Annotated in this window: 1 protein-coding gene (running past one end of the window); it reads right to left on the bottom strand. The window is 67.2% G+C overall.

Going from position 1 to position 14,327, the window contains the following annotated elements; genetic code table 11:
* On the bottom strand, window positions 1–14,327 hold the 5' portion of the coding sequence (locus tag RJ03_RS22280; protein ID WP_157163478.1) for an MFS transporter. 23,206 nt of this gene lie to the left of the window's left edge; 14,327 of the gene's 37,533 nt are visible here — the first part of the coding sequence; the start codon lies at window positions 14,325–14,327; its stop codon lies off the left edge, out of view.

Below are 14,327 nucleotides of genomic sequence, written 5' to 3'. Positions count from 1 at the left end.
ATCGCGTCGGCCACGGCGAGTATCCGCAGGTAGTCTTCTTCCTCCCCACGGGCCACGACTCGCCCCTGCACCAACGACACGCGCGTCCGCGACGGCCGGATCTCGGGACGAGCGTGGGGTTCGGTGTTCACCGTGGCATGCACGAGCATCCTGGCGCTGTTCTCACGTGTCAGGGGCCGCATGAGCTCCTGCAATCGACGCGCCGCCGCCCATGCGCCGGGCACATCGTCGATGACGACCTGCAGCTTGGCCACCCAGTCGTCGATCGGCACCGGTGCACCCTGGTCCTGCTTCACCAGGTTGAATCGTTCCACCGCGGCGCGGTGCCCGGCAAGTGCGGCGAGGTATCTACCCGCCCCGCTCGTCGACGGCACGACGACCGGCACCCCCTGTTCGGTCGCCTCGGTAGCGACGCTGCCGAAACCCTCCGCCCGCGAAGGCATCACGACCACGGTAGCCGCGCGAATGTCCGCCCGGATCTCAGCAGGATCCCTCGTGTGTGGCAGCACCTCGACCACATCGGGGTCACCGACGATCTGCGCCAATTCGGTGTGGGCCGCCCTGAGGTCGTTCTCGAAACCCCGGACCACCAATCGGACATCGTGGCCGTGCGCGCGCAGCCGCGACACCACCTCGGCGATCTCCGCGCCACCTTTCAACGCGTCGTCCACACGGCCGAAGAGCAGAACCCGTACCGGACTGCCGGGCGCGGGCTGCGGCGGCTGTTCGGCCATGTCCAGGACCGGCTGCAGTTCGTGCACCGAACTGTGGCCCGCCAGGGCGGCCTGCAACAGTGCGTCTGTCGCCAATGCCGGGCCCAAGCCCGTCACCAGATGCGCCCGCCGCGAAAGATAGATGCCCGCCGCGACGCTGCCGCGACCCTGCGCAGGATCGCTCGTGAGGCTCTCCCACAGCATCGGAATCAGATGATGGACAGCGACGATTTTTGCTGCGGGATAGACCTCCTCGGCATTCACCGCGGCCCGGAGGCCACCGGCTTCGACGTGCACGATCACCATATCGACCGAGTCGGGCAAACTTCTCACGTGCTCGGGATGCAGATCCCGCATCCACTCCTCGCGGAGGTAGACCTGCACACCCGGAACCCGGAACTCGGAATCGACCTGTCCCGGTAGGACAGTCACTTCGTGCCCGGCCGCCACCAGGCCCTCGCAGAGCGCCAGGTTCAACGTGCCCATACCCGTCCGGCCCCGTCCCCACAGAGCGCAGCACACCAGAATTCGCTGTCTGGTGAGGTCGAGCCGAACCCGATGCCAGACCTGCCCCTCCGGCAGGGGATCGGCCGTGTCGAGATCGATGCGGCCGTCCATATCGGACAGTCCGCGACGTAACTCCTCGACGGTCAGCCCGGGATCGGAATCGGTGGGATCGCTTCGGGTGTAATCCAGTTGGGCGACCAAGCGGTGTCGGCCATCGGGGTCCTGGGACGACGTGACAACGAATGCGGCGTCGTCCCTGGCAGTGGTCCGGGCGAGTTCCGCCAGGCGTGCCGCCGCGGCGATGACGTCCCGGTGCGCCGGCTTCGAGTCCTCTTCGGGCAGTCGAGCCGCCACGGCGGCGGCCAAGGCCCCCGGATTCGATACGTCAGCGCCCGATACGGCCAGTTGCCAGCGAAAACCGCTGTACTCCTCGCGCATCTCAGACGCGTGCAACCGGGCATCGTGATGAGCTTCGGCCGGCCCGTAGGACGGATCGGACTCCAATCGGTCGGCGATTTCACGTGCCTTCGCGGCGTGGCCGCGACGCATGTCCCGGTTGTCCGCGAGCCACCCGTCCGGTGGCCGGAGCCCGATGGCGGGATGGGCGAAGGCGGCGCGGTCGCGCAGGTGATCGATCAGCGCGCGGCGGCCGGAGTGCCCGTTGTCCGCAGCGGGTAATGCCGAACTGACCCACCCGAGAACCGCTTCGGGCTCCGACAACGACCGCAGAGCATCGTCGGGCGATCCGAGGTCCTCCGTCGGCCTGCTGCCGATGCGATCGTCGGGCTGCGGCAGCCCCTGCCGACCGGCGTTGGCGGGCTCGACAAGGTAGGCCGATCGGCCGACGTCGTAGTTGTTGAAGGTCGTGTCGGCCGGATCCACCTGGACCGGAGTCAGCGTCGGGCGGATGTCGTCGAGGTACCGGAACAGGGCGGGGCGGTTGGTCGCGGCTCGGCCGCTGGCGCCGTCGATGACGATTGCGAGGTGACGGCCGCGAGCTGCGGCAATACCCTGTGCCCAGTCGATGAAGGTGCGATAGAAATCATCGACCGACACATGGTTGATATAGGTCTCCTGCGGGTTGAGACCGCGAATGAGCAGCAGGGGCACACCGGATGTGCTGGTGGTTTCGATGAGCAGGCCGGCGCCCTCCAGCCTGGCGCGGTCCGGGTCGTCCGGATTGCGGACGATGACAGCGGCCGTCATATTCGGCATCGCTTCGGCGACCGAGCGATACTTGCCCGCCCAACAGGCGCTGGCGATATGCCCGGACAGCTCGAGCAACGGCCCACGTGTCGGAATGAACCGCAGCGGAGTCGTCTCGCTCGCGACACCGACCCCCTGAGCGCGCGCTATCGCCTCCTCGAGCGCGATAGCGCTGGTCATTCGACGGAAAGTGCGGGCGCCGTTGCGGCTGGAGAAATAGTGTGAGAACACCTCCTGGTTCGTAATGTGATCCACAAATTCCCGGACGAGGACGATCTCGTCGAGCGTCGGCTCTCCCGCACCGATATCCCGCAACCGGTCGATCCATTCCGGATATTGCTGCATCGCCCACGCAAAACAAATCGTTCGCAAGTGGTCGTGCAAGTCCCCGACTCCGGCCAACAACTGGAAATTGTTCTCGAAAGCCTCGAGTGAACGCAACGCCGGAAAAGGATTCGCACCACCGGGCTCCGATGCTGCGAGTTTCCGCAGCTCCTCTGCGAGAGCTCTCATTTTCCGTCGCGCCACATCGTTCATCACGGCGCCGTTGGCGTGCCGGCCCGACGCAAGCGAACGCTCCAATGCAGAGATGTGCTCGACGATGCCGCGCCCGAGTTCCCCGAGTAGTTGGGTGATCGGACGCCGGGCACCGGTCATCGCCGAATGCGCGGCACGCAGATTTGCCGCCAGCCGCGCGAAACGCGCCAGCTGGTCCTCGGTCCACTGCGGCCCGGACCCGGCGCGCAGCTTGGCGACCTCCACCACACCACTCGGCTGGTATTCCGCGGGCATCGCCGCGATACGCCCGTCGGTCGTGGCCCGGTCGAAATACGCGAGCAACTCCCGCAACGACGCGGTATCGCCGCGGTGCCACTCCGACGTCGAAAATCTCGTCACGGCCATCAGCACGCCGGCGAGAAGATCCGACGACCGCACTTTCGCCAAGCTTTCCCGCGAGAGATGCGCTGACTTCACCTCGGTCACGAAGGCCCGCACAACTGCCTTCAATTCGGGCAGCACTGCCGCCCCGGTGCCCCGCAAGCCGAGTACTGTGTGCTCTCTGCCTCGCTCGTCATCGGCCATGACAGCGCGGACAGACCGGGCGAGTTCCACTGGTACGTCAGCGACCAACTCCGTGGCCGCGCGAATCGTCGGCGGCCGGCGGCTCGGTGGCAGCGCAGCGGCCAGAGTGGAATATCTGGAAAAAGTGAAACTGTCCGCGTGGTCGATGTAGAGGTCCTCGACCGCGCGCAGCTGCTGCTCGGTGAACACGACGTCACCGAGCATTTCCTTGGAAAACTCTCCGATCCGGCCCGAATGCAGATAATCGTTGGCGATGCTTTGTCGGATTGCGCGCGGAGAATAGTCGTCGAGGGCGGCTAGATAACTCCAGACTCGATAATCGGCAGCCATCGCCGCGCTGCGCAGATCGGTTTTTTCCGGAGCGTCGGGGTCTGCGATCTTCGACACGAACTGGCGGATCGTTCTCAGTAGAGCCTGATCCAGAGCCCCCGCCGGTATTTCAGCCATGCGACGCAGCTCCCGGCCGATCCTGCCGAGATCGTCCGCCCATGGCAGACCCAAACTTCCGCGCACAACGGGCGCGAAATCCGGATTGTTCGCATCGGCCCGCCGCAGAGCCGCACGGATCTCGCTCCCCGCCAGGAATTCCACTCGGGCAGCGATCCCGCCGATACCCCAACCCGGAGTGTGCACGAAATCGAGCACTGCCTCGTAGCCTATCGGCGTGGACAGCGCGTCCAGGATGTCGGGATGGGTGGCGAGAGTGATGCACATTCGGTGTTTGTGCAAGCTGTCGAACAGTTCGGCATCGCCGATCGTCGCGGAGGCGTCGGCCATCCTGATCTCCTCGACCCACTCGACGAGCTGATCGAAGAACTCGATGATATCGGCGTGCTCGGTCACCGGCCGCGCGGCTACCTCGAGGGCCAGGCGTTCGATGTCGTTCGTGCTCAACGACAATCGGGAGGCGGATCGCGCGATGCGGCCGGCCGCGTCGATCGGTGGTGGCACCTCGTCGTACGCTTCCTGCGCGGCCGGGAAGGTATCCACGAACCATGAGTGCAACCGGTCTGCGGTCTTTTCCACCTCGAGCTCATCGGCCGTCAGCCACCGGGCGTCGGTGATCCGGCCCTCGCCCCTACCCGCCGCGAAGCGTACGGCGGCTTCCATCACCGCCACTCCGGCATCGGTGAATGTCACCGAACCCGTCGCCCGCACATTCAATGCCACCGCCTCCGGCACGGTCGGCGACCGCCAGTCGGCGGGCGAACCACTGGGACGGGGAGATTCCCTGACCATCAGAAACCGTTCGACACCGGTCGCGTCGACATGCCTGATCAGTGCGCCCGCATCCGGCGGCAGGACGCCGGACACACTGCGGATATCGATTCCATCGATATCCCGGACGGTGGCGTCGTGCGGGAAGCTCGCCGTCAGTGAGCCGGGCGGCGCACCGAAGAGCCGTGCCAGCTCGTCGTCCAGTTGTGCTGTGAGCGTGGAGGTTTCGCTATCGTACGCGGCCGATGCATCGCTGTGGGCGAGTAGCGCCGCGGTCAGCGATTCCACGCGGTGCATCGGCACCGGCAGGCTCTCGGCGCCCGCGACGGACCGTCCCCGCGTCTCGGCCCACACGCGCCCCGCCAGCTCGTCGAGGCATTGCAGACGCCAGGCGAGCCGGACGAGCCGATCGGCGTCGGCCGGCCCACTCGGGTCCCCGTTCATATCGACGGCGCGATCGAGCACCGGCCGCAACTCCGGCCGCAGGTCCGGCGACAGCGGTCCGCCCGCCACCGCACCGAATTGTCCGGCCAAGGCACGGTATTGCTCACCGAGCCGGTGCCGATAACGCTCGTATGCCGGCCCTTCGGCCGATCGCGCGCCGATCGGGTCGAATCGCGGGTTTGCCTCGTTCTCCGAGGGCCTACTGCCGATGACGTCGTCGGGTCCGAATTCCGGCTGATCCGCTGTGGTGGCGGTTCCCGATTTCGCTTCGCCGGGAGGAAGATTCACCACCAGGTCCGGTGAGATCTCCGGTAGGCGCAGGGTGGTGACATAGTGATGGATCACCCATTCCGGACTGCCGACGTCGGGGCCGTCGATCTCCACAGCGGCGAACCCCACCGCGACCGCCTCCGCCGGCCTGAGCGTGGTTTTCGTTTCGTCGGTGAAGGCCGCCTCCGGAAGGCGCCGGAGCCATTCTTCGTACGATTCGGCGATCAGGCCGGTGATTCGCAGCGCCCTCCATGCGCGCCGCAGCACGGCCGCGATTTCCTTGCTGAGCCGGTTGCCCGTGGCGTGGTCGATCGCGTGCGCGAACTCATGGATGACGTCGTCGTGGTAGGACCGTCCGCTGGCCGGATGGAACCCGGTCGAGCGGTCGTACAGATCGTCCTCGAGCGCCTGAGCTCGGTCGGCCACCCGGGACAGGTTCAGCGTCATCCACTCGCTCCGGGTGCCCCGGTTGAAGGTCTCGGCGTTGACTCCTGGATCCGCCAGGAAGTCGACGCGCAGTTCGCGGATATTGCTTATGTGCGCAAGCAGATCCGGGGCGTGCCGGTATCGGGTGAGCAGGTCGTCCAGCGTCTCGAGAATCTCTCGCACCGCGTCGACGGGGACTCGGGGATGGTCGAATCCGGCGATGACGAAGTAGGGATGGTTGAGGTTGAACTCCTCGACCAGCCGGGCTTTGGCCTGGGCGTCGGCGCTCACACCGCCGACGTGCACCGTCTCTTCCGGGGTGTGCACCGCATACCGCTCGGCCCGGCCGAACTCGGCCATCACCCGCGAGTGCATGTCGAGCAACATGGCTTCCTGCGCACTCGAGAAGTCCCGCAGCCGGTCCTCGAGGTAGGACACCTGCTCCCGCATCTCGGTGATGTCGGCGCGGGCGAAGCCGTGGCCCTGCCACACCGGGCGACCGTCGACATACCGGGTGAACTTGGTGGCGAATGGGCTCGGCACGGCCTGCTCGGAGTCGAGTGCGGTCCGCCCGCCGGTCACCTCGCCGTCCGGGCCGATATTCCAATGCCGTGTGTTGCGCCGAGTCCCGGTTACCGCATCCAGCAGGCCGAGCAGCTCCCCGGAAGCCGAATCCAGATAGCCGCGATCGACCGGACCGGACGCGAATCCTTCGCTCGCCGGATCACCGCCGACCAATCCCAGATCGTAAGCCCGTGACATTCCCTGCGGCAGAACGGTATTCGCAGCGCCTCCGGGCACGATTTCCCGGTACAGCACCCTATGGTCGTCGCTTGCGGGGTGGGTAGCGGCGACCGGTGCGCCCATCGCACCACCGATCAGCGATATGTGCCACTGCTTCGCCGCATCGTCGGCGTCGTCGTAGACCTCCTGGAGGCTCTGGTAGCCGTTACCGAACGTGACCCGCTCGACGCTGACTCCCGGGGCGCCCGGCAGCGGTTCCCGGCGCACCACACCGGCGTCGAGGCCTTCGATGAGAAGGGCCGGGAAACCGGTTGTGCGCGGGCTGTGGGGCGCGCTGCCGATCCGGCCTTCCGGGCCGCTGGACGGCGGGTCCTCGTACCCCGGTTCCGAATCGGACGCCACCGCACCGGTGGAGTCGGTGAACGAGCCCGGCCCCCACAGCTTTGCTGTCAGGGCACTGCGGAAACCGTCGGGTGCTGTTGTCGCGGAACGGGAATCGCTCGACTCGTTCGCGTCGGCGTCCTCCGCATCGTGGGGTCTACCGATCGGGCGACTCCCGATGGCGTCCCCGGATGCGAGGTAATCGGGCGTAGACCGGGCGCCGGGCAGCTCACCCGTCAAGTCGATGCCGCGGTTCTCTGCCTCCTCCACCGCAGCCGCTCGTCCGCTCGTGCGCAGCTTGAGGCCGATACGGATCAGGTAGGCATTGACGGTTGTGGGTGAGATCCCTTGCGCCGCCGCGATTTGCTTGTTCGTCTTGCCCTGTTTGACGAGTCCGAGAATCACGGCTTCGGTCTCGGACAACGAATCCTTGCCCTGGAACACCCGGGAACCGGTATCCGCCGCATCGGACGGAAGTGCGAGGCCACCGGTGCGCAGCGCCTTGCCCACCATTCCCGCCCGATCCCGAATGCCGAGCTTGACGCCGAGCCGGTTCAGCCGACTCTTCACCTGATCGGGTGACAGACCGAGAAGGACGGCAATCTCTTTGTTGCTCATCCCTTCGGCAACCAGCCCCAGTACCTCGCGTTCCACATCGGACCATTCGATGCCCGGGCCGCTGTCGATTGCGGGGATAAGGCCGGCGTGAAAGGCCCGCGCCACCATCCCGGCGCGATCACTGATGCCGAGTTTGCCGCCGATGCGCGCGAGATGGGCCTTCACCGTGAGCGGTGACAATCCGAGTCGCGCCGCGACCGCCTTGTTCGACATGCCGTCGGCAACGCTTGCGAGGATCGATACTTCTCGCGCGGTCACTTCGAGGTTCGACGGCTTTCCGAGCGACTCCGCGATGTCGTCGTCCGCGAGCAGCCCCAGCTCTCGCGCGGCCGATACTATGCCGACCCGGCCGTGGTCTCCGAGCTTGTCGCCGATCTGCTTCAGGTAGAACTTGACTCGGCTCTCCGAGCGATCCAGCCGACGAGCGATGGCGTCGTTCGACAACCCGGCGGCGACCATCCGGATCAGCTGGAGCTCATGATCGGTCAGGTCGTGCGCCGGCGCTTCAGGGCCCAGCTCGCTCGGCAGTAGCGCCTGCACGGACCGTACGAACGCCCCGAAGGCCCCGCGCTGCAGCGGTGTGCGGTCTTGTCGCGGTGAGGTGATCGCTTCGGTGATGATCCGGCGCTGTGTTGAGGTCAGGCCGGACCATGCCCTCGCGGCAAGCTGCGCAACGTCGCTGATCCAGGTTCCGATGTCCTCCTCCGCAGCGACCGGCCAGCGCCGGGTCTCGGCGATTCGAAAGACCGCCCCGTTGATGTACCGAGCCACGGTCCGCAGACGAGCGGCTTCAGGGCCGGCCGAAGGTTTGGTGCCCGGCATCAGAGCATCGAGCACGCGTCGAAATGCCTGCTCGCCGTACCGCTCCCGCAGTTCCCGGAATGCCGCAGCGTCACCGCGCTGTGCTCGTTGCAGCGTTGTCGGATTCTGCAGGCGATCACCACCCGCCGGTAGCGGCCGGTGAAGTTCGAACCAGGAAGATTTACCCGAGCCGTCGTCGAACACGGTTATGCCCGATTCGTCGGCGGCGGCCGCCATCATCGGCAGGCCACGGCCACGTTCGGCGAATTCGTCGGGCATATCGCCGATTTCGGGCGCGAAGGTGCTCTCGTCGAGAACTTCGAAACGCAGTTTTCGGCCGGCCTCGGTGTCGGTCTGGGTAATGACGACCTCGACCTTGCCGTCGGTGTCGGCGAGGGAGTTCGCCATCAGTTCCGACATGAGGATGATCGCGATGTCGACCCCGTCGGAGTCCAGCCAGCCGAAGGATTCCCTCAGCAACGCCTCCAGGCGGCGGCGTTCCGTGGCGACATCGTTGGTGCGAGTTCTTTCGCCTTCCCTGCCGGTCGGGCCCACTGCCACGCCGGCCGCCCGCACCGTGTACTGCTTGCGAGTGCTCGGTGACGGCGGATCCGTCGCGTTCTCCGACGGCCTGCTGCCGACCGGTGAGCGTTCGTCTCGGTGTGAGTCGTTCGACACGTCTCGGGCGGCACTCGGTCGGGCCGGCATGGCCATGTCCAGGTCCGGTAGCTCCGCGCTGATCGCATTTATTTCGTCCACCATGGCGGCGGGAGCGTCGACTTGCTGGGATGGCGGGAGGTTCTCGGCGGTCGGGGCGCCCCGGCGCGGATCGGCGACGAGGTTGCCGTCGCGGTCGAACTCGATGCTTTCGAACAGCCGCTTTTCCACCGGCATCCGATCGATGAACTTTTTCTGCTCGCGGCGCCATTCATCGAATCCGACGGCTTTGTTCAGCAACGCCCGGCGGTTTCGCAGGTCCCGCGGACCGTAGTCGTTCGCGGTGTCACCGTCCCGCGAGACCGCCAGGTCGACGACGACCAGGTTCGGTTCGTCGATCGAGTCGCTGTCGTTGACCAGCAAGACCATATGGTCGTCGGCGTCGGTGCTGCCGGTCGCCCGGGTGTCCTTCCATTTGTAGACCAGGACACTGATCCCACCCGGCCGGGACTTCAACGATTCGGCCACCTGCTCCAGGGATTCGGCCTTCTCGAGCCCGGCGCCGAACACCTTGCGCACCACATCGCGTCCGTGGCCCCGCAGTGTGGCGGCGGGCATCTCGAAACGGCGGGCGTTGCCGGGGCACAACACTCGCATGCCGGTCACCGCGTTGTTGACGCAACTGTTGGGGCTGCGGCGGTGGATCTGCACGACCAGATCGAGCAGGGCCGCGGTGGCCAGGTACTGGGACGCGGCGGCGACGATGTCCGCGGCCGTCCGATCGTCGGCTCGCGGCGACTCGGCCTCCGGATCCCGAGCGTCCAGGTCCACCGACCCGGAATCCGCCGATCCGGCATCCACCGCCCCGGAATCGACAGGCCCGGAATCCGCCGCAGCCGGGGCGATATCGTCCCGGGCGGCGGATCGTCCGCTATTCGCGGCAGTCAGGTGGTCGTCGACCGCCTCGCCGAGGATGTCCCGGGCGATGGTGGGGGTGATCGCGGAGGCCGGGTACCCAAGTGCCTCCGCCAGGACGTCCCTGGCGTCGGTCAGCGCGGGATCGAGGATGCGCATACCTTCGGCGCCGTCGATACCGGCGATTCGCATGCCGAGCGCGACGGCGAGCCGATCCCGGAGGGGCGTCAGGTGATTCAGCGCTTGTTCGTCGGTGAACAAGGCGCGTTGCAGGACCGTCGCCGGCGCGGTCGCATCGACGTGTTGACGTAGGGCCTCCACCGCTGCGGACGGAATTCCGTTCTGCTCCAGCAGCTCTCGCAACGGATCGGCGGCACCGTCGCGTTCGAGAACGGTCAGCTGATCGGCGACGACCGGGGCGGGTATGCCCAGCAGCCCGGCCAGGCGGGCCGTCCGGTCCGCCGCCCCGTCCGGGCGGCCGAAGTCGGTGTCGTCGCGGTAGTGCCCGGTCTCGGCCTGGGCGACGGTGAGGCCGGGAAGGTATGTGGAGCTCGCGTGATGGCGGATGAACTCCGCGGTGGAGTGCCGCAGCGCACGCTGCTGCAGTTCCGGTGCCATCTCCCGGACGGCATGGCTCGCCGCGACGACCGCGTCGTGGGTCTGGGGAGTCGGATCGGCCTGGTGTGCGGCCACGGCCTGCTCGTAGACGACAACCGCCTCACGGACGCCGCGTAGGTGCATGGCATTGCGGATCAGCGCGTCCTGCGTCGACATCACCACCTGCGAACTGCCGCGCTCACCGTTGCGTGCGGTGCGGTTCTTGGCCTGCTCGTAGATGTAGGAGTGCTCCGGCGCCTCGGTCATCCAGACATGCATGCCGCCCTTGGCCTTCACCGCGTCCGAGACCGAGATGTCGACACCGCGCTGACCCTGCCGGTTGATCACCAGGATCTTGCCCTGCTCACCGGCCTCGTCGAAAACCTTCTGCAACTGGGCTTCCCAGTCCGCACCCCAGCCGATGATCCGTTTGGCGTCCACCGCTTCGATCGCCTCTCGGGGCACACCCGCGCGCACCAGTGCCTCGACCTGCCGGGCGACCAAATCGTTGCGGTGACAGAGGATCTCCTGAAACCGGCCCTCGCCTCCGGCCCGCATCTCGTTCGCGTATTCGGCAATCGTGCGCAGTTTGGCATGGGTGCTCTCGACCACATCATGCTGGCCCTCCACCAGCCGATGCGCCTGCGACCGTCCGATCTCGTGGGCCTCCTGCAGACCGTAGATCTTGTTCAGTACGGGGTTCAGGTCGGTGAGGGTGCCGGATGCACCGGTCACCTCATCGAAGAAGGATTCGCTTCCGACACGGTAGATTTCGACCGAATCGATGCGTTTGGCGGACTCCGCATCCGCGCGCACGACGATCCGATGCTCCTCGGCGCTCTCCCCGCGGGTCTCGGCCGCGCGGATCTCCTTGGCCTCGATGGCCTGCGCGAGGCTCGCCTTACCCGGCTCCGCGCTCCACCGTGATTCGCTCGAGGTCTTCGGGTTTCGTTGCAGACCGTGTTCGGCTTGGTCGATGATGACGATCTTGCCCGCGTCCATTTCGTAGTGGACGCCTTCACGGACGAGGAATTCGGCGTGGGCCGCGGTCTCCAGCCGGGAGGCGCCCATTCCGTCCAGCCAGTCTTTTCCGCCGGGCAGTGCCCCGACCTTCGCCCGGCCCTCGGGCGTGAGTTCGGGCTGACCGTCGTACCAGTGCATGACCTCCGGTGTCCCGTCGGCATGCTCTCCTATTTCCTCCGAGATGCGCCGGAGGCCGAAATCCTCGTGTGACAGAGCCCCTTTCGCCAATGCGTCGGTGAGGAAATCGTGGGCATCGAATACCTGCTCGGCCGTAGCCTGCGGCGCCGCCTGCTCGGCACCTTCCGACCGGAGGAACTGCCGCTCACCCCGGTCGATGATGCCGTCCATCTCGTCGATCAGCACATGTCGCGGTGGCTTGATACCGGCATTACACAGATGCCCGACCGTCTCACCGGTCGCGACCACGATCGCCGGCCGCCCCTCCGTGATCGGTCCGAAGCCGTTCTGCTGATCGGCGCGGAACACGTCGATCCCGAAGTCGCCCAACAACTTCCGCACTTCGGCGACTTCTCGATCGTCGGTCAGCAACTTCCGATACGTGTCGACTTCGCGATTGGCCAGCCCATCGGTCGTGGTGACGAGCAGAACCGATTTGTGCTGCACCGCCCGTTGCATTGCGGCGGCCATGAATACCAGCGATTTGCCCTGGCCGGGTTTCATTTCCACCGGGCGCCATTTCATCGCGTAGACGGCTTCGGCCTGTTCGACCCGCAGCACCATGCCGCCGGGCACCTTTTCGCTGATCGTGCCGCGCCGGATGATCTCCATCGTCGCCAGCAACGACTGGTGCTCATCGCCACTGTGCAGGCCGGCCATCAGCACGTCATCCGGCAGGTTGTGCAGGCGTTGGCTTTCCGGAACATGGTCGGCGGAAGCCGCGTGGAAGTCGATCAGTAGATCGACCGCCCGGTCGCGGTCGCTGCGTGGCAGACCGGCACCATCGGCCAGACTGTCGTGATCGGTGCCCGGACCGCTCTGCTCGTCGTGCGCCGATGACGAATGTTGCTCAGCGACGGGCGTTTCGGCACCGTCCGCCTCGGTCCGGCCCGAGTGCTCGGGACTTTCCGGGCCGGACTGCACGGCGGTCGCATCCCGCTGCGGGGCCGGACGCTCTCCGTCATTCGAGGATCCGTGCTCGTCGCGAGCGCCCGGCGGCGAACCGGCTTCGCCCTCGGCGACCGGATGGGGCCGTGCCGACGTCTTGTTGCCGGCGCCGTCCGCGACCGCGGTGTGTTCTCCGGCCGGGCGTGGCGTGCCGCTCGCCGAGAGCTTCGGCGGCGGCGAGGTTTCGCCCACCGCCTCGACCGATCTGGGCGCGGTCGCCTTCCCGGCAGCGACCGGTTTCTCGGCCGGTGGCCGCTCGCCCGGAGCGGCCGTCTCGGCATGCGTGCCCGACCGTGCCGCGGCGGCGTCGGCGGACGCGGGACGGGCGTGTTGTCCGGACTGGCGGCCGTCGGCTGCGATCGATGCACCCTGTTCGCCGCGTGAGGGCGGTTTCGCAACCGCGGTCTCCTCTTTGACCTCGGCGCGAGCCGCACCGCGCTCGCCCGCGGTCTTCGTGGTCTCCGCGGCCGGTCCCCATGCCTTCTGCGCGTCCTCCCACGCCCGTTTCGATTCCGCCGACACCTCGACGGGCCGCCGAGGCATCGCGGCCGTCCCGTCGTGGCCTGCCGAGAACGCGTCGGGTGGTGTGAAGGTCCCGCCGCCGTCGACGGTTCTCGCGGGGGCGCCGCCGCGGGAATACACGCCCCCGGCGAACGCTCCGTTGAGCAGCGGCGCGAGCACCTGATCGTAATGCTGCGGCCAACCGGCCACCATCGATGCCGCACCCAGACCCGATATCGCGCCGGCGGTGCCGTGCACCAGGCCCATGGCCAAACGACTGCTGCCGATTCTGGGGAAAACCATCGGCGCGAACTTTCCGGCGAGCATGCCGCCCGCCGCTCCACCCATCCCCGCCAGGGCCGCGACTTCGATCGACTTCAGATCGATCCCGGTCGGATTCGTGCCGTCCGATCCGATGATGTCGGCGGTGCGATCACCGGTGGCGACCTGCAGCGCCTGCACTCCCGCGTCCACGCCCACGGGCAGCGCGGCCGCCTTGGCCAGCATGGTGGCGAACTGCAACGGTCCCGCCGCGGCCAGCCGGGTAGCCGCCCTCGCCGCACCGGCCTGGATCGCCCGTTCCAGGCTGGCCCGCATCGCCGTTACTTCGCCGCGCCCCTCGACCAGCATGGCATCCACGGTGGGCGCGGCGGCGGCGGTGCCGGCCGGACCCGCCGCCGCGGCGCTGCTCACCACACCGAAGATGCGCCACGCCAAGTGGATACCGAACGTGAACATCACGCACAGCCACTTCTCCGCGTCGTTGGCGGCGGCCTGCGCCTGGTCGGCCAGGGTAGCGGCGTCGTTACCGAGCTGGGCCGCGCCCTTTCCGTACGAATGCAAGGCCTCGCGCAGCCGGTCGGCCAGCTCGCCCACCGAGTCTTCCTGCGCGAGTACGGCTTTGATATCCCTCGAGTGTCCGTCCAGCTCCTCACCGCGTGCCCGGAGCTCGGCGGCCATGCGGCGCATCTCGGAGATGTCGGCGCGCGGGAGTTCTCCGCCGAACACCGCCATCTCGATCGGTCGCCGCAGCATGTCGGGCAGACTTTCGAAGGTGTTGCGCAGCTCGACGACGGGGCTGAGTAACGAACCGTCCAC

This window comes from Nocardia aobensis NBRC 100429 (genome assembly GCF_000308375.1).
Classification (GTDB): Bacteria; Actinomycetota; Actinomycetes; order Mycobacteriales; family Mycobacteriaceae; genus Nocardia; species Nocardia aobensis.
This window is presented reverse-complemented; position numbering and strand designations above follow the sequence as displayed.